This window comes from Stutzerimonas sp. (genome assembly GCF_982611455.1).
Window position 1 is genome coordinate 1 of the sequence record NZ_CEXBBO010000020.1, and the last position, 14,584, is coordinate 14,584.

The window sequence follows — 14,584 nt, forward strand, 5'->3', positions numbered from 1 at the left end:
GGTGGAATCCGGGTATTTTGCCAAAATCTGGAAGTCTTCTTCAGAGTTTCCCTAAACAAAAAAGCCCCGCAAATGCAGGGCTTTTCTAAATCTGGAGCGGGCGAAGGGAATCGAACCCTCGTCATGAGCTTGGGAAGCTCAGGTAATGCCATTATACGACGCCCGCGTAGGCAGCCTTTTTACCAGAAGGGCGGGGTGAGGAGAAGCACGTGCGGCGTTTAGGTCGAACGTTTTCAGATCTGCTCGACTTCCCCTGAAGTCAGGCTGCGGTACTGGCCGGGGGCGAGATTGGGGTCGAGCAGCAGCGGGCCCATGCGTTCGCGGTGCAGGCGGGTGACCTTGTTGTCGAAGTGGCCGAACATGCGTTTGACCTGATGGTAGCGGCCTTCGTGGAGGGTCAGGCGCGCCAGGTGGGAGCCGAGCAGATCGAGTTCGGCGGGCAGGGTGGTGAGGTTCTCGAAGCGAAAGTAGAGGCCTTGGGCGAAGCGGTCGACGCAGATAGGGTCGATGGGGTCTTCGGTTTCCACGAGGTAGGTTTTGCCTAGCAGGCTTTCGGGTTGGGTGAGGCGGCGGGACCAGAGGCCGTCGTTGGTGATGATCATCAGCCCGGTGGTGTTAAAGTCCAGCCGCCCAGCGATATGCAGTTCTTCCTTGTCCGTTTCGTTCAGCAAATCCAACACCGTGGGATGTTGCGGATCGGCGGTGGAGCTGACGTAGCCGGTCGGTTTGTTCAGCATGAAGAAGCGCGCCGGTTTGCCTGCCTGCAATAGCTCGCCATCCAGCTCGATACGGTCGAAGATGCGGACGTCATGAGTGCCGTCGCAGACCATCTTGCCATTCACCGATGCACGGCCCGAGGCCAGCAGCAGGCGCGCTTGCCGATGGCTGCAGTGGGGCAGGTTGGCGAGGAAGCGGTCGAGGCGCATCAGGATTTTGCAGGCAACTCGCCGCGAGCGCAGCGCGGGCATATACAGGCTTTATTAAGCGCGTCGTCAGCAATTTGATCGCGGGCTTCGGGTGCTATCTCAGTGCTAAAGCACCAGCAGGGCTGCGTGGCGGTGGCTGGGTTGGCCAGACCGCATTGATTGGGTTCGCCGCAGACCGGACATCTACTGGGATCGGGTGTATCAGTCATAACCGCCTCCGGGCAGTGGCAGCGAGTGATGCGGTGAGGCGGTTGGTTGGCGTCGAAACAGGCGCCCGGCATTGCACCGGGCTCCTGTGCTGTCACTTCGTTACTTGACGCGTTGACCGGGCTTGGCGCCGCTGTCGGGGCTGAGCAGGTAGATCTCTTCGCCGCCAGGGCCAGCGGCCAGCACCATGCCTTCGGAGACACCGAACTTCATCTTGCGCGCGGCGAGGTTGGCGACGTACAGCGTCAGGCGGCCTTCCAGTTTGCTTGGATCCGGGTAGGCGCTCTTGATGCTGGAGAACACGTTGCGCTTGGCGTCGCCGATGTCGAGCGTCAGGCGCAGCAGCTTGTCGGCTCCTTCGACAAACTCGCATTTCTCGATCAGTGCGATCCGCAGGTCCACGGCGGCAAAAGCGTCAAAGGCGATTTCGGCAGCGATGGGCTCTTTGGTCAGTTCACCGTTACCGCTCGGTTGGGCGGCGGCTTCGGTAGAAGCGAGGTCTTCCTTGGATGATTCGATCATGGCTTCGATTTTCGCGGGCTCGATACGGGTCAGCAGTGGCGTGAATGCATTCAGCTGGTGGTTGCTAAGAAGCTTCTCGTGGTCGTTCCAAGTCAGCGGCTCGACATTGAGGAAGCGCTCGGCGTCCGCTGCCAGATTCGGCAGCACCGGCTTGAGGAAGATCACCAACTGGCGGAACAGGTTGATGCCGGTGGCGCAGATCGCCTGCACTTCATCCTGCATACCATCCTGCTTGTTCAATGCCCAGGGCGCCTTGTCGGCGATCCATGCATTGGCGCGGTCGGCCAGCGCCATGATTTCGCGCATGGCGCGGGCGAAATCACGGCATTCGTAAGCGTCGGCAATGGATGGTGCGGCCGCCTGGAAGGCATCGGTAAGTTCCGGCGCGGCGTTGCGGTCGACCATCAAACCGCTGTTGCCCTTGTGGATGAATCCGGCGCAACGGCTGGCGATGTTAACGACTTTGCCGACCAGATCGGAATTGACCTTCTGTACGAAGTCTTCGAGGTTCAGGTCCAAGTCATCCACGCCGCGGCCGAGCTTGGCCGCGTAGTAATAGCGCAGGTATTCCGGGTTCAGGTGTTCGAGGTAGGTGCGCGCCTTGATGAAAGTGCCGCGTGACTTGGACATTTTCTGCCCGTTGACCGTCAGGTAACCATGCACCGCGACTGCAGTGGGTTTGCGGAAGCCTGCGCCTTCGAGCATGGCGGGCCAGAACAGGGTGTGAAAGTTGATGATGTCCTTGCCGATGAAGTGATACAGCTCGGTACTGGAATCCTTTTTCCAGAAGGTATCGAAATCCAGCTCCGGGCGGCGCGCGCAGAGATTCTTGAAGCTGGCCATGTAGCCGATGGGCGCGTCCAGCCAGACGTAGAAGTACTTGCCCGGCTCGTCGGGAATCTCGAAACCGAAGTAGGGCGCATCGCGGGAGATGTCCCACTCATGCAGGCCGCCGTCCAGCCATTCGGCGATCTTGTTCGCGACAGAGTCTTGCAGGCTGCCGCTGCGGGTCCACTCTTTGAGCATCGCTTCGAAGTCGGGCAGCTTGAAGAAGAAGTGTTTGGAGTCGCGCAGCACCGGCGTCGCGCCGGAAATAGCCGAGCGCGGATTTTTCAGTTCGGTGGGCTCGTAGGTCGCACCGCACTTCTCGCAGTTGTCGCCGTACTGGTCTTCGGCGGCACACTTCGGGCAGGTGCCTTTGATGAAACGGTCGGCGAGGAACATGCCTTTTTCAGGGTCGAAATACTGGGTGACCGAGCGCGTGGCGATGTGCCCGGCTTCGCGCAGGCGGGTATAAATCAGCTCGGACAGCTCGCGATTCTCTTCCGAGTGGGTCGAATGGAAGTTGTCGAAGTTAACCAGGAAATCGGCGAAGTCGGCGCTGTGCTCAGCCTGCACGTTGGCGATCAACTGTTCCGGCGTGATGCCTTCTTTTTCGGCACGCAGCATGATGGCCGAGCCGTGGGCATCGTCGGCGCAGACGTAGATGCACTGGTTGCCGCGCAGCTTCTGAAACCTTACCCACATGTCCGTTTGGATGTACTCGAGCATGTGGCCAAGGTGGATCGAACCGTTGGCGTAGGGCAGGGCACTGGTAACGAGGATCTGGCGGGCTTCGGACATGGGAAATCTGCAGTCGGGATTGCGAAGTGAGTCGATCACTATAAGGGAAGCAGCTACAAGCTTGAAGCTGTAAGCGGGGGTTAAAGCAAATGGGCTCGGTCTGGACCTGATGAAGGAAAAGCCGCCGCGAGCGCAGAAAGTTGAACGGGAAATGCAGCAGCACTGCTGGGCTTTACGCTTTTGTTCCGGTCGAGACGCAGCTCGTTCTGCATTGTCTGAAGCTGGTCTACTGGTACCATCGCGTTCTGTTTCACTCGGTTTTTCTGGGAGTAATCATGTCCGTCACACGCGAAGCTGTGGAAGCCGTACTGCGTCAGTACACCGACCCCAATCTGAACCAAGATCCGGTGAGTGCCGGTTGCGTGCGTTCCATCGATATCCAGGGCGATCGCGTCAGCGTGCGGCTCGAGCTCGGCTATGCCGCCGCACTGTTTCGCAGCGGCTGGGCGCAAATGCTGGCCATGGCCATCGAGCAGCTTGAAGGCGTGACCCGCGCGGATGTACAGGTCGATTGCGTGATTCAATCGCACAAGGCGCAGGACCAGCTGCCCGCACTTGGCAACGTAAAAAACATCATTGCTGTGGCCTCCGGCAAGGGCGGGGTGGGCAAGTCCACCACCGCGGCCAACTTGGCGCTGGCGCTGGCTCGTGAGGGCGCGCGAGTCGGCGTGCTGGACGCCGATATCTACGGACCCAGCCAGGGCATTATGTTCGGCATTCCCGAAGGTACGCGCCCGGAGATCCGCGACGGTAAGGCTTTCATTCCGCTGGAAGCCCATGGCGTGCAGATCATGTCGATGGCTTTCCTGGCCGATGACAAGACGCCGATGGTCTGGCGCGGGCCTATGGTGTCCGGTGCCTTGCTGCAGCTGATCACCCAGACTGCCTGGAATGATCTCGATTATCTGGTCGTGGATATGCCGCCGGGCACGGGCGATATCCAGCTGACCCTGGCGCAGAAAGTGCCAGTCGTCGGTGCGGTTATCGTCACAACGCCTCAGGATCTGGCGTTGCTAGATGCCAAGAAGGGCGTCGAGATGTTCCGCAAGGTGAACATCCCGGTGCTGGGTGTGGTGGAGAACATGGCCATCCATATCTGCTCCAACTGCGGCCACGCCGAGCATTTGTTCGGTGAAGGCGGCGGCGAGAAGCTGGCGGCGCAGTACAACGTCGAGCTGCTGGCCTCGTTGCCGCTGTCGATGGCGATCCGTAGCCAGGCCGATGCGGGCAAGCCGACGGCCATTGCCGATCCAGAAAGCCAGATCGCGATGATTTACCAGCAAATGGCCCGCAGCGTAGGTGCGCGCATTTCCCAAAGCGGGCAAATCATTGCTCAGTCGATGCCGAATATCGTGGTTTCTGACGACTGAATCAGCATTCGCGGGTGGCGCCAGGCGCCGCCTGCTGTGACTCGCCAACGATTGGCGAATCGCAGGCACAAAAAAAACCCCGCCGAAGCGGGGTTTTTTCAGAGAAGACTCAGGTTTAGATAACCTGAACTTCCTCAGCTTGCATGCCCTTCTGGCCGCGAGTAGCGACGAAGGAAACTTGCTGGCCTTCTTTCAGGCTCTTGAAACCGTCGCCTTGGATGGCGCGGAAGTGTACGAAGAGGTCGTCACCGGATTGTGGAGTGATGAAGCCGAAGCCTTTTTCATCGTTGAACCACTTAACGGTACCGGTTTGGCGATTGGACATTTGAAATGTCTCCTTGAACAAGGTGTAGAGATGATTTGAACGGGCAAATACCCCGAACGGTGACTGTGTGCAAGGAGTTAAAGGAGTCGTAGCAATGATCGGATCGAAATCTAAACATGTAGCGATTCACGGTGACACATGCAGCAGCAGCCAACGAAAGATACCGTATTTCCGTAGCAATGCGAGCATTATTTTCAGTTTCCAGCCAAAGCGTCAGAGATGCGGCGCATAGTCCCGGCTCGGAGCCTTTGAACCGGCTTCGTGGGCTCGGTTAAGATGCACGCCTTTATCTAATGCCCACCAGCCAAATCAGGACGCCCGCCATGAGCATCAAATCGGATAAGTGGATTCGCCGGATGGCCCAGGAGCACGGCATGATCGAGCCCTACGTCGAGCGTCAGGTACGCACCGAGGGCAGCGAGCGCCTGATTTCCTATGGCGTGTCCAGTTATGGCTACGACGTGCGCTGTGCCGATGAATTCAAGGTGTTCACCAACATCAATTCGGCAACTGTCGATCCTAAGAACTTCGACGAGAAGAGCTTCGTCGACATCAAGAGCGATGTCTGCATCATTCCCCCGAACTCCTTTGCGCTGGCCCGTACCGTTGAGTACTTCCGCATCCCGCGCAACGTGTTGACCATCTGCCTGGGCAAGAGTACCTATGCCCGTTGCGGCATCATCGTCAACGTGACGCCACTGGAACCCGAATGGGAGGGGCATGTAACGCTGGAGTTCTCCAACACCACAACGCTGCCAGCGAAAATATATGCCAACGAAGGCGTGGCGCAGATGCTATTCCTGGAGTCGGATGAAGAATGTGAGACGTCCTATCGCGATCGCGGCGGTAAATATCAGGGTCAGCGCGGCGTGACACTGCCCAAGGCGTAAGCCTTCCAAGATCCCAAGTCCAGTGCATTCGATGCTGGCTGGCGAATCTCTATCGATGCGAGTGGTGACTGACGTTGCCACTCGCATCGTCGTTTCTTGAGCCTGAACGGTGCCTGTTCCTTGCTTCACCAGGGCAGTTGCTCGCCCTGATAATCGATGAAGCGGTGCCCGCCCCGACCGGCTGCATGCGTGACTTGCTCAACCATGCCGCGGCAACTGGTCTCGATATCCAGTGGCGCCTCTTCGCCTCCCATGTCGGTTTTGACCCATCCCGGATGCATTGAGAGCACCGTGATCTGTGTACCCTCGCCGAGCTCTGCGACGAAGGTTCGGGTCAGATGGTTCAGCGCCGCCTTGCTCGCACCGTAGAGCGGCATACCCATCCCCGGCCCGGTTTCGACGCTGCCCATGATCGAGCTCATGAAGGTAATCACCCCGGCCTGTGGGTTGATCAGAGGCAGCATACGCTTGGCCAGGCGCACCGGTGCGATGGCATTGGTCATGAACAGCTGACTAACGTCCTTGCTGGTAGCGTTGTCGGCCGAGAGCTGGCGTGAGCCGGAAATGCCGGCATTGATATAGAGCAGATCAAGTGGGGCACCGGTTAGCCGTTGGGCGAGCGCGTCGACACCGGCAACGTCATCGATATCCAGCGCTTCGATGCGGATATTCGCAACGGCCTTCAGCTCGTCCGCACGCTGCGGATCACGAACGGTCGCTATCACTTGCCATCCATCGCTGGCGAACTGCTTGGCCAGACCCAGGCCGAGGCCACGTGATGCGCCGATGATCAGGGCTGTGTTGGGCATTGGAAAAGCTCCGAGATAGGCGGGCTAACAAGCATAGCCGATGCCGCACCGGCGCTGTCTGGCTGAGCCCGCCAGGGACGTGTACCGCTGAAACAAAAATGCCCGCATCATCAGGATGCGGGCATTTCGGTTGCGTACTTCACGGGACTGGAGAAGCCGTCCCGTGTTGCATGCCAGGTGGCTCAGCCAGCGAAGTTCTTCGCGACGAAGTCCCAGTTAACGACGTTCCAGAATGCTTCGACGAACTTCGGACGCGCATTGCGGTAGTCGATGTAGTAGGCGTGTTCCCAGACGTCGCAAGTCAGCAGAGGCTTGTCACCGGCGGTCATCGGATTGCCGGCACCGATGGTGCTGGCCAGGCCGACGCTGCCGTCGGACTTCTTCACCAGCCAGGCCCAGCCGGAGCCAAAGGTGCCGATGGCGGTCTTGGTGAACTCTTCCTTGAACTTGTCGAAGGAGCCGAAGGAGGCGTTGATGGCATCAGCCAGGGCGCCGGTCGGCTGGCCACCGGCGTTCGGTGCCATGCAGTTCCAGAAGAAGGTGTGGTTCCAGACCTGAGCGGCGTTGTTGAAGATACCGCCGGACGAGGACTTGATGATGGTTTCCAGATCCTTGCCTTCGAACTCGGTGCCCGGGATCAGGTTGTTCAGGTTGGTCACGTAAGCCTGGTGATGCTTGCCGTGGTGATATTCGAAGGTCTCGGCGGAAATGTGCGGCTCGAGGGCGTTCTTTTCAAACGGAAGCGGCGGCAATTCGAAAGCCATGGTGTATCTCCTGCTCAGGTGTCGAGAATAGATGCGGCTCGGAAGGAGGCAGTCTGCGCTGGTGACCAGCGCCTCGCGGAACGGAGAAAACTACTGCACCGATGTTCGTCCGTTTACGCCTGTCTTTCCCTTCGCTCGCTACATGCGTGCGCATTCTTTCGGCCGTTCACGGGCGGCCGTAATGGCGGGCTGAAGCGTTCCGCTCCATACCCGCGAACCAGGGATCATAGCACCCACTCTGCGGCAAAACCACGCGACAACTGTGTGGGAAAGCCGAAGCCAGAGCCTCGTAACCGAAGCTCGCGCTGGGACTGGCGGTGCATTGAGCCCTCTGCGTGGACCTCCTGTTGGGCCAGGCGTTCCTCAGGCGAGAATGATCAGCTGCGCGGCGATGGCGAACATCATTCCCGCCACGCCCAGATCGATCAGCCGCCAAGTCAATGGCCGTGCGAGCCAGGGCGCCAGCCAGGCACCGCCAAGGGCGAGAATCAGAAACCATAATGTCGACGCGCTTGCGGCACCCAGCGTGTAGGCGCCGGGCTCGGGTTGCTGGGCGCCGAGCGAACCGATCAACAACACCGTATCGAGATAGACGTGTGGGTTGAGTAGTGTGACCGCCAGCGCGGCGAGCAGCACGCTGCGCAGCGAACGCGGGCCGCGCTGTACGTCTTCCAGCAGGGCTTGCGGGCGTGCCGCACGGCGCAAAGCGATGACGCCATAGAACAGCAGAAACGCCACGCCGCCCCAGCGAGTGATCTGCAGTAATAACGGATTTTCGGCCAATAGCGCGGCGAGGCCGAAGACGCCAACGCTGACAAGCAGAATGTCGCAGAGAATACAAAGGGCGGCGACCGGCAGATGATGCTCGCGCCGCAGGCTTTGTGCCAAGACGAAGGCGTTCTGAGCGCCAATGGCGATGATCAAGCCCGCGGTGACCAGCAACCCGTTGAAATAGCTCTGCCACATAGCGTTCTGCCTGTTCGCATCGAAAGAGTGCTCGCAGTCTCGGCTGCTCTGATTTATAAGAAAAACGAAATATCGTAATGCTATATAAGGAAATCTGATGTTTGACTACAAGCTGTTGGCCGCCTTGGCTTCGGTGGTCGAGCAGGCCGGGTTCGATCGCGCGGCGCAGGCGCTGGGGCTATCGCAATCAGCGGTCTCCCAGCGCATCAAGCTGCTGGAGGCGCGGCTAGGACAGCCGGTGCTGCTTCGCGCTACGCCGCCGCAGCCGACCGAGGTCGGTAGGCGTCTACTCAACCACGTGCAGCAGGTACGTTTACTGGAGCGTGATCTGCAGGGGCAGGTGCCGGAATTGGACGAGAGTCGCCTGCCGGAGAGGCTGCGCATTGCGCTCAATGCCGATAGTCTTTCGACTTGGTGGGCCGAGGCGGTAGCACCGTTCTGTACGACGCATGGGGTGGTGCTCGATCACGTGCTGGAAGATCAGGCGGTGGGCCTCAAGCGCATGCGGGCCGGGGAAGTAGCCGCCTGCGTTTGTGCCGTGGAACGTCCCCTAGCCGGTGCGCGCAGTCAGTTTCTCGGTGCAATGCGCTATCGCGCCCTTGCCAGCCCGGCGTTCGTTTCACGGCATCTGGGCAACAACGCTCCGGCCGAGGCTTTGTTGCGAGCGCCGGCGATCGTATTTGGTCCCGATGATCAATTGCAGCATCGCTACCTGGCTTCGCTGGGGCTGAGCGGTGCCTTCAGTCATCATCTGTGTCCGTCATCCGAGGGTTTTGTCCGCCTGCTGCAAAGCGATCTCGGATGGGGACTGGTACCTGAGCTTCAGGTACGAGGGGAGCTGGTCAGTGGGGCGCTGGTCGATGTATTTCGCGGCAAGCCAATAGATGTGCCGCTCTATTGGCATCACTGGCGCAATGGCGGCGAGTTGCTCGCCGAGCTTACCCGGCAACTCACGCGCTCGGCCAGGCAATGGCTGGTCGAGAGCCCTTTCAGGCCATGACTCGTTGGCCGCGATAGATGCGCACCGATGGCACATGGCCGCTGCTGTTAGCGGGCGGAAAAGACTTCGCCACAACGGGCGGCGGTATATCGCTGTAAGCGGCCAGTTGTCTGCCAAGATCGCGGGTAGTTTCGTCACTGGAGCCTAAACACGCCGTCAGCATCGCCGTGATGGCGTCGGGTTGGCTCAGACGGATATCAAGCTGTTGTTCCTCCCGTAAGCGGCGCCGTAGTGCTTGCATGCAATCGAGTACAGCCTTGTTGAACTCCATCGTCATTCACTCCTCTTAGTCTCTCCCTCAGCGGCCCGGGTCCTTGGCCCGACATCCTTGTCGGTGAATGCTATCCGCTGGCACGGTTATTAAAGCAACAGGCGTACCAGCTCGGTTTTCTGCGTCTGATTGCTTACGCTATTTTCGCCGAAACCCGGTATGGCTGATGCCGGTACGTATCGATCGGTTGCCGAAAGAATCAGTCAGTACTGCCTTCGAAGGGTTGCAGCGGCTGGAATGCACAGCCTTGATCCGTGGCGGCGTTTGTATGCTTGCCCGTGGTGCGCTTCCAGGAACTGGAGCCGCTGAAGTGACTACGCTGAACCGTTATACTGCGCGCTGTTTCTTGCTTCGCGCCATTGAAGGTATCCCATGCGCAACGATGCTCACGACGAACTGGACCATGTACCCAGCCTGACCGCTGGCCGTGATCGCGATCCCTATCCCGCGCCGGAGCTTGAGCCGATCAGCAAGCCCGTGGAAAGCCGCTCGGATGATGGGCGATCGCGGCAGAAGCGCCGCGGCGTTAACACCGCACCGCTATGGGTGATGATCGTGGCGCTGTTCGCTGCCTTGGCGGCACTGGGCTGGTGGAGCATGCAACAGATCTCCCGGCTCGAGGCGCAAGTGGTCGCCACTCAGGAAAGCTTCGCGCGGATCAGCGAGGATGCGGCAGGCAGGCTGCAGGATATCTCCGGAAAGATGGTAGCGACGGAATCCAGCGTCACCACTGAAGGCGAAGCGTTGAAACTGCGCATCAAACAGCTTGAGAAGCAGGCGCTCGATCTGGCGGAGCAACAGCGCGCCATCACTACTCAGCAGCAGAGCCTGACGGGCAAACAGGGTAATCAGGATCAGCGCTTGGACGAACAGGCCAGGCGGGTCGAAGCGGTAGCGACAGACGTGCGTAACCAGCAGGGCACAGCCGCGACCCTTGCCGAGGGTCTGAAAGGGCTGACCAGCGAGCAGGCGGCGCTGAGTTCCACGGTGAACGAACTGAAGGGCTCAGCCGACAGCATCGACAAACTTTCCGCTCGACTGGATGGGATGAGCAAAGACATCGCCGCGCTGAAACAGCGAGGTGATTCCAGCCCGGCGGTCAGCCGCCTCGAACAGGAGGTGCTGGTTCTGCGCAGCGAGCTGGACAATCGACCGTCCGCCACGCCGGGTGTGAATATCGGTGAGTTCGATGCATTCCGCGCACAGATGACGCGCAACCTCAGCACCCTGCGAGGGCAGATTGCGAACCTGCAGGAGCAGATCGATGGCCGCTAGGTTGCAGCGCTCATCCGATAAAAAAACCGCTGCGCAACGCACGCAGCGGCTTAGCTAGAGCGAGCCAAACGAGAAGAGGTATTACAGATCCAGCGCCAGGGATAGGCCGATACCGTGGTTACGGTTGTCGTTGCCCTGGTAGTTGTAGTTGGCTCGAACGCTGAGTCCCGCTGCGAGTTGATGCGCGACGCCAACGCTGAAGCGTGTCTGATCGCCGGTGGGAGTGGCGCCGGGCAGCTCGAAGCTATTGTTCGGTACGCTGTTCAGCGACATGCGCAGATCGTCACGTTCGTCATCCTTACGTTCGACCTCGCGTGCGACTTCACCAAAAAGGCGCGTGCGCTCGGTCAGCGCATAGCCGCCAAATAGACCGACCGACAATCGCAGCGAGTCCAACTCCTGGTCTTCATAGGTCAGTGCGGTAGCGCTGGCGCCTTTTTCGCTATAACCATCGACTTCGATTTTCTGGTAGCTGGCGCCGATGAACGGGCCGAATTGAAGGCGTTCGCCCTGTTGCATCAGGTTGAAGCCGGTTTTGCCCGAAACGCCCCAAAGCATTCCTTTAGTGCTTCCCTTCTCGGAGCGCTCGGCGACGCCGAGGGCGAAGGTGCGCTCGAGATCATCGTAGTCCAGGTAACCGGCACTCACGCTGAAGTCAGCGAACAGACGCTCCTGCTGGAAGCTGGCGAATGCGGTGGCAAGGTAGCTGCGCATGTCGTAATCCGAGTCTCCCTCGCCTAAGGTCAGCGAGTTCTGTGCCAGCCCCAGGCTGAGCCCTGCCAGCCAGTTGTCGCTGACTCGGTTGGTCGCACCGATCGCAAGCGTTGGGTTGTCTCCATCGCCGCCGCCGAAGCCGTCGTATTCCGGACTGTTGTAGCCACCCTGTACGAAGGTGCGCCAGGCACCGATCGATTGCCAATTGCCGCGCTGCACGGTCAGCTCGTTGTCGAGCATCTGTAGGTGATTGCGCAAGGCCGAGCGGCCCATTTCCGGCAAACGCGAAACCTCTGCCGGCGCGGAAAGAATCGAAAAGATGTAGTCGGCACTGATCTGGTGTACAGCGGTGGTGGGGTGCACCTGGTCATTGAACAGCAGTCGGCTTGGATCGGCGTTGGCGGTGCCCAGACCGTAGGTGGGGTCGAGCGGGCAGTTGCCGCCGTCAAAGCACACCGCGGTCTGATCGATGGTCGGGTCGAATCCGTAGCGGGCGAGGTCCGCGCGAACTTCGGAGAGCAGCAGTCGGTTGTTCAGCAGCACGTAATTGCCACCCTGCGCCTGGAGTCCAGCGGCTAGTTCAGCGTTGAACGCGTCGCTCAGGTCGTTCAGCGCCGTGCTGAAGCCCGGCAGGCTGTTGCCCAGAGGGGTATTGCCAACGTCCGGCAGGTCGGAGATCACGATATAGCGCGCGCCGGCGGCCTGCAGCGCACCGACCGCGGCGACCATATTGGCGGCTGATTGTGCCATGGTCACCGGGTTGCTCTGTAGCTGGAAGATGTCGTTGGCGCCGCCATTGAGGTAGTACAGCCCGTTCGGGTCAACTTGCGGGTTTTCCACCAGATAGCCGGGACGACTGCGAGACAGGCCAGTGCCGGTATCGACTATCGAGGTTTCATTCAGCGATTTAAGAATCTGATCCGAACGGTAACCTCCCACGGCATAGTTGGTACCGTCCGGATTGCCGGTCAACAGCGCGGGCAACAGGGGCGTCGAGGGCAGCGACTGCAGGCCCAGGCGATCGGCGAGTACCTGGGTAACAACCTGCCCTGCATATTCAGTGTTGTTCGGCGCGTACGTCGGACCGGTGCGGTTGGTGAAGCGCAGGCCGCCGGTCGGCAACCCGTTTTGAAGTGGGCTGGCCGGATCGGGAAAATTGCCAGCATCACTGAGCGAGTCGCCGAAATTCACGAATTGACTGAATGGCCCTGTGTCGGCTGCTGCCGTCATTGACGTGCAGCTCAGTAGCACAGCGAGGGCAAGGGGCGTGCGAGCGATTCGCATCCAAAAATCTCCTATTGTTGTTTTTGTTGGCTGCATGGTCGCGGGCTGCTTCAGCTCGTCGACCGCTCAACCTAATCATTCGGAGGGGTATGTCATAAGCGCTCTTAAGCGTCATTTTTCAGGCGAAAGCCTGTAGCTCTAACGGATTAATGTCGACGGCTCAGGATGCGGACGCTGCGAGCAATCTCCCTTCAATCAGTGGCCAGCCACCGAAAATACGTGCTTGAGGTACGCGATGAAAGCTTCGTCGCGGCACATGGTCTTGCCAGGTGAGTCGGAGATCTTCGCCACCGGCTGACCGTTGCAACTGGTCATCTTGATCACCATGTTGGTCGGCTCGACGCCTGGAATGTCGCAGGTCAGTTGCGTGCCGATACCGAAGCTGGTGTTGCTGCGGCCCGCCAGGGTGCGATAGATGCCAAGCGCCCTCGGGAAATCCAGCCCATCGGAAAACACCAGCTGCCGTGTCGTCGGGTCGATGCCTAGGCGCCGGTAATGGGCAATGGCTTTTTCCGCCCATTCGACCGGGTCACCGGAATCGTGGCGCAGCCCGTCGAACAGCTTCGCCAGATACAGATCGAAATCAGCGGTGAAGGCATCCATGGTGATGCAATCGGTGATGGCGATGCCTAGTGCGCCTCGGTATTCACGGGCCCAGCAGTCCAGCGCCTCGCTCTGGCTGTCGATGAGCCTGGGGCCAAGTTGCTGGTGCGCCATGATCCACTCATGGGCCATGGTGCCCATGGGTTTCAGATCCAGCGTGCGGGCGAGGTGAACGTTGCTGGTCCCGACGAAGTTGCCGGGGAAATCGCTCTTCAAACGTTTGACGACCATAGCCTGAACCGCGAAGGAAAAACGTCGGCGAGTGCCGAAGTCGGCGAGGTTGAATCCAGCCAGCTCCTCGGCAGTGGCTTCGTCGCGCAGCCACTGGAGTTTTTCTTCGAGTCGTTCCTCGGCCTGTTCCAGGGTAACGTTGGCGTAGCGAGCCCGATTGCGGACTTCGCTGATGATCGCCAGCAGCGGCACCTCGAAAAGAATCACATGCAGCCAAGGACCGCGCAGGTAGACCACCAGCTCGCCCGCTTCGAGCTCGATCCGCACGTAACGTAAATCGAATCGAAACAGCCCGAGGAAGCGGATGAAATCCGGTTGCATATACGGAATACGATCGAGGAAGGCGAGCTCTTCCGGACTGGTTCTGAGCGCGGCGAGCGCCTCGACCTGCTGGCGGATTTCGTTTAGATAGGGCGCCAGGTCTTCCTCGGAGCGACTGCGAAAGGCCCATTCGACTTCGGCATTGGGATATTGATGCAGCACCGCCTGCATCATTGTCAGCTTGTAGTAATCGGTGTCCAGCAGGCTCTGGATGATACGGTCGGAAAAGGCGCTGGCGCTCATTGGCTGCTCCTGGGCTGCGGGGCAGGCATCAGGCTCCGCCAATACCTTCGACCACCTTACCGGTACCGCCACAGTTTTGGCATTCGCCGGACTCAATGCGGCCGCTGCCGTTGCACACCGGGCAAGTATTTTCACCGGTACCGGGCGTGCCTGGCGGCGCTTGATCGCCAGGGTTGGTTGCCACCGTTTCGCTATTAAGTTTGGTCATGTCGATACGATCCCTTTAATGGTTGGCGTTGG

General features: G+C 59.7%; 15 protein-coding genes and 1 tRNA gene. 4 read left to right on the forward strand and 12 right to left on the reverse strand.

What is annotated here, in order from left to right:
* Positions 1–92: 92 nt before the first annotated feature.
* The 4 genes from AC2LD7_RS13185 to metG all read right to left on the reverse strand — a co-directional run bounded on the left by AC2LD7_RS13185 (position 93) and on the right by metG (position 3,278).
* Positions 93–166: transfer RNA gene (locus AC2LD7_RS13185), tRNA-Gly, on the reverse strand.
* Between the two features lie 67 nt (positions 167–233).
* Entirely contained in the window at positions 234–926 is a 693-nt protein-coding gene (locus AC2LD7_RS13190) for a pseudouridine synthase (protein WP_484598188.1), read from the reverse strand.
* A complete protein-coding gene (locus AC2LD7_RS13195) occupies positions 926–1,207 on the reverse strand; it encodes a cysteine-rich CWC family protein (protein WP_484598189.1) in 282 nt (93 codons plus the stop codon). The genes AC2LD7_RS13190 and AC2LD7_RS13195 overlap by 1 nt, the downstream gene beginning before the upstream one ends.
* Before the next feature lie 28 nt (positions 1,208–1,235).
* Complete coding sequence (gene metG / locus AC2LD7_RS13200; RefSeq protein WP_484598190.1) at positions 1,236–3,278, reverse strand: methionine--tRNA ligase; 2,043 nt, start codon at positions 3,276–3,278, stop codon at positions 1,236–1,238.
* 275 nt (positions 3,279–3,553) lie between these two features.
* Between metG and apbC the strand changes: the two genes are divergently transcribed.
* Positions 3,554–4,648: an iron-sulfur cluster carrier protein ApbC gene (gene apbC, locus AC2LD7_RS13205; protein ID WP_484598191.1), complete on the forward strand. Its 1,095-nt coding sequence runs from the start codon at positions 3,554–3,556 to the stop codon at positions 4,646–4,648.
* A gap of 115 nt (positions 4,649–4,763) precedes the next feature.
* Here the strand turns inward: apbC and AC2LD7_RS13210 are convergent, their stop codons facing one another.
* On the reverse strand, positions 4,764–4,973 hold the full coding sequence (locus AC2LD7_RS13210; RefSeq protein WP_003282211.1) for a cold-shock protein: 210 nt from the start codon (positions 4,971–4,973) through the stop codon (positions 4,764–4,766).
* A 323-nt stretch (positions 4,974–5,296) separates the two neighbouring features.
* Between AC2LD7_RS13210 and dcd the strand changes: the two genes are divergently transcribed.
* The gene (gene dcd, locus AC2LD7_RS13215; RefSeq protein WP_484598192.1) at positions 5,297–5,863 is read left to right on the forward strand and encodes a dCTP deaminase; all 567 of its coding nucleotides are present in this window, start codon (positions 5,297–5,299) and stop codon (positions 5,861–5,863) included.
* Positions 5,864–5,988: 125 nt separating this feature from the next.
* Here dcd and AC2LD7_RS13220 read toward each other — a convergent pair whose 3' ends face one another.
* The 3 genes from AC2LD7_RS13220 to AC2LD7_RS13230 form a co-directional block, all read right to left on the reverse strand.
* Positions 5,989–6,672, reverse strand: a complete 684-nt coding sequence (locus tag AC2LD7_RS13220; RefSeq protein ID WP_484598193.1) for an SDR family oxidoreductase — start codon at positions 6,670–6,672, stop codon at positions 5,989–5,991.
* 182 nt (positions 6,673–6,854) lie between these two features.
* The gene (locus tag AC2LD7_RS13225) at positions 6,855–7,436 is read right to left on the reverse strand and encodes a superoxide dismutase (RefSeq protein WP_484598194.1); all 582 of its coding nucleotides are present in this window, start codon (positions 7,434–7,436) and stop codon (positions 6,855–6,857) included.
* A gap of 363 nt (positions 7,437–7,799) precedes the next feature.
* Complete coding sequence (locus AC2LD7_RS13230; protein ID WP_484598195.1) at positions 7,800–8,402, reverse strand: LysE/ArgO family amino acid transporter; 603 nt, start codon at positions 8,400–8,402, stop codon at positions 7,800–7,802.
* Between the two features lie 97 nt (positions 8,403–8,499).
* Here AC2LD7_RS13230 and AC2LD7_RS13235 point away from each other — a divergent pair, with 97 nt between their 5' ends.
* Positions 8,500–9,402 (forward strand): LysR family transcriptional regulator ArgP, encoded by a 903-nt coding sequence (locus AC2LD7_RS13235; RefSeq protein ID WP_484598196.1) that lies wholly within the window; start codon positions 8,500–8,502, stop codon positions 9,400–9,402.
* On the opposite strand, the gene AC2LD7_RS13240 is transcribed toward AC2LD7_RS13235, so the two are convergent.
* Positions 9,392–9,673: a hypothetical protein gene (locus AC2LD7_RS13240; RefSeq protein ID WP_484598197.1), complete on the reverse strand. Its 282-nt coding sequence runs from the start codon at positions 9,671–9,673 to the stop codon at positions 9,392–9,394. The genes AC2LD7_RS13235 and AC2LD7_RS13240 overlap by 11 nt on opposite strands.
* A gap of 372 nt (positions 9,674–10,045) precedes the next feature.
* Here AC2LD7_RS13240 and AC2LD7_RS13245 point away from each other — a divergent pair, with 372 nt between their 5' ends.
* Positions 10,046–10,948, forward strand: a complete 903-nt coding sequence (locus tag AC2LD7_RS13245; protein ID WP_484598198.1) for an ATPase — start codon at positions 10,046–10,048, stop codon at positions 10,946–10,948.
* An 81-nt stretch (positions 10,949–11,029) separates the two neighbouring features.
* On the opposite strand, the gene AC2LD7_RS13250 is transcribed toward AC2LD7_RS13245, so the two are convergent.
* The 3 genes from AC2LD7_RS13250 to AC2LD7_RS13260 form a co-directional block, all read right to left on the reverse strand.
* A complete protein-coding gene (locus AC2LD7_RS13250) occupies positions 11,030–12,946 on the reverse strand; it encodes an autotransporter domain-containing protein (RefSeq protein WP_484598199.1) in 1,917 nt (638 codons plus the stop codon).
* Between the two features lie 195 nt (positions 12,947–13,141).
* Positions 13,142–14,344 (reverse strand): nicotinate phosphoribosyltransferase, encoded by a 1,203-nt coding sequence (gene pncB / locus AC2LD7_RS13255; RefSeq protein WP_484598200.1) that lies wholly within the window; start codon positions 14,342–14,344, stop codon positions 13,142–13,144.
* A gap of 28 nt (positions 14,345–14,372) precedes the next feature.
* Complete coding sequence (locus AC2LD7_RS13260) at positions 14,373–14,552, reverse strand: hypothetical protein (protein WP_484598201.1); 180 nt, start codon at positions 14,550–14,552, stop codon at positions 14,373–14,375.
* Positions 14,553–14,584: the final 32 nt, after the last annotated feature.

What these genes read in the sequence shown, in the direction of transcription:
- AC2LD7_RS13190 (WP_484598188.1), bottom strand. Translation starts at nt 926, where the DNA reads ATGCGCCTCGACCGCTTCCTCGCCAACCTGCCCCACTGCAGCCATCGG.
- AC2LD7_RS13195 (WP_484598189.1), bottom strand. Translation starts at nt 1,207, where the DNA reads ATGCCGGGCGCCTGTTTCGACGCCAACCAACCGCCTCACCGCATCACT.
- metG (WP_484598190.1), bottom strand. Translation starts at nt 3,278, where the DNA reads ATGTCCGAAGCCCGCCAGATCCTCGTTACCAGTGCCCTGCCCTACGCC.
- apbC (WP_484598191.1), top strand. Translation starts at nt 3,554, where the DNA reads ATGTCCGTCACACGCGAAGCTGTGGAAGCCGTACTGCGTCAGTACACC.
- AC2LD7_RS13210 (WP_003282211.1), bottom strand. Translation starts at nt 4,973, where the DNA reads ATGTCCAATCGCCAAACCGGTACCGTTAAGTGGTTCAACGATGAAAAA.
- dcd (WP_484598192.1), top strand. Translation starts at nt 5,297, where the DNA reads ATGAGCATCAAATCGGATAAGTGGATTCGCCGGATGGCCCAGGAGCAC.
- AC2LD7_RS13220 (WP_484598193.1), bottom strand. Translation starts at nt 6,672, where the DNA reads ATGCCCAACACAGCCCTGATCATCGGCGCATCACGTGGCCTCGGCCTG.
- AC2LD7_RS13225 (WP_484598194.1), bottom strand. Translation starts at nt 7,436, where the DNA reads ATGGCTTTCGAATTGCCGCCGCTTCCGTTTGAAAAGAACGCCCTCGAG.
- AC2LD7_RS13230 (WP_484598195.1), bottom strand. Translation starts at nt 8,402, where the DNA reads ATGTGGCAGAGCTATTTCAACGGGTTGCTGGTCACCGCGGGCTTGATC.
- AC2LD7_RS13235 (WP_484598196.1), top strand. Translation starts at nt 8,500, where the DNA reads ATGTTTGACTACAAGCTGTTGGCCGCCTTGGCTTCGGTGGTCGAGCAG.
- AC2LD7_RS13240 (WP_484598197.1), bottom strand. Translation starts at nt 9,673, where the DNA reads ATGGAGTTCAACAAGGCTGTACTCGATTGCATGCAAGCACTACGGCGC.
- AC2LD7_RS13245 (WP_484598198.1), top strand. Translation starts at nt 10,046, where the DNA reads ATGCGCAACGATGCTCACGACGAACTGGACCATGTACCCAGCCTGACC.
- AC2LD7_RS13250 (WP_484598199.1), bottom strand. Translation starts at nt 12,946, where the DNA reads ATGCGAATCGCTCGCACGCCCCTTGCCCTCGCTGTGCTACTGAGCTGC.
- pncB (WP_484598200.1), bottom strand. Translation starts at nt 14,344, where the DNA reads ATGAGCGCCAGCGCCTTTTCCGACCGTATCATCCAGAGCCTGCTGGAC.
- AC2LD7_RS13260 (WP_484598201.1), bottom strand. Translation starts at nt 14,552, where the DNA reads ATGACCAAACTTAATAGCGAAACGGTGGCAACCAACCCTGGCGATCAA.